Genomic DNA, 924 nt, shown 5'->3' with positions numbered 1-924 from the left:
TTCCTGTGATTATTGGGGTGGCATCATTCGTAAGCCCTTGGCTGGTCACCGTAATATTTGGAGCGACTGTATCTATAGTGATACTGCCAGTACGAGTAACTGTGTTACCCGCTTGATCTGCTATCGTTGCAGTGACAGTATAAGTACCATCGATTAGTGTCCCAGCTGACACTTGCCACAAACCAGTTGCTGCAACCGTTGCTGTTAATGTTTGCCCGTCTATGGTTACAGTGACCTCGCCACCGGTTAAGTTGCTCGTGCCACTAATTAGTGGTGTATCATCACTGGTGATCGCTGTTGCATTAAGCACTAAGCTTGGTGCGGTGGTATCAATAACACCATTGGCCGTTTGCTCTGTTAGGTTACCAACTCCATCGCGAACACTCGCTTTAACGGTGTACTGTCCATCACCTAAGCTTTGCGGTACATTAACTGACCAACTACCATTTGCTTGCACGGTCGCAGTAAAGGTTTGTGTCGCCACTCCTTGCCCGGTGACCAATAGTGTTACTTGTGCGCCTTCACCTAAATCAGTGGTACCGCTAATAGTTGGTGTGCTATCCATTGTTAATGTGGGGATAGATAACGTAAGTTCTGGCGCTGTATTATCAAAATCTAAAGTACTAATGGTGGTTGTATTTCCCGCAGCATCAGTTGCAGATGCTTCAACATGAGCAAGTGTCAGTAGTGATACAGATAAATTTAATACTCTCCAATCACCATTTGCGTCAACTGTTGCGGTATAAGGTAGGCCTATTACACCTCCAATTAAATGATTTGTTATGGTCACCACACTCCCTTGCGGTAGATCTGAAGTACCTGACAATGAAACCAAGTTACCAAGTAAAAATGAGGGGACAATCGCAAGTTCAGGCGGCGTAATATCTATTTCTCCCCCAGTCTTACTATCTTCTCCCTGATTAC

General features: G+C 45.1%; 1 protein-coding gene. It reads right to left on the bottom strand.

Translation table 11 applies throughout. From position 1 onward, the window contains the following. Positions 1-924: Ig-like domain-containing protein (locus CWB85_RS21645; RefSeq protein WP_171039062.1), on the bottom strand; the 924-nt coding region annotated here is incomplete at both ends.

It is taken from the genome of Pseudoalteromonas sp. S1727 (genome assembly GCF_005886375.1).
Lineage (GTDB): Bacteria > Pseudomonadota > Gammaproteobacteria > Enterobacterales > Alteromonadaceae > Pseudoalteromonas > Pseudoalteromonas haloplanktis.
The sequence above is the reverse complement of the archived record's forward strand: the minus strand, read 5'-3'. Positions and strand labels throughout refer to the sequence as shown.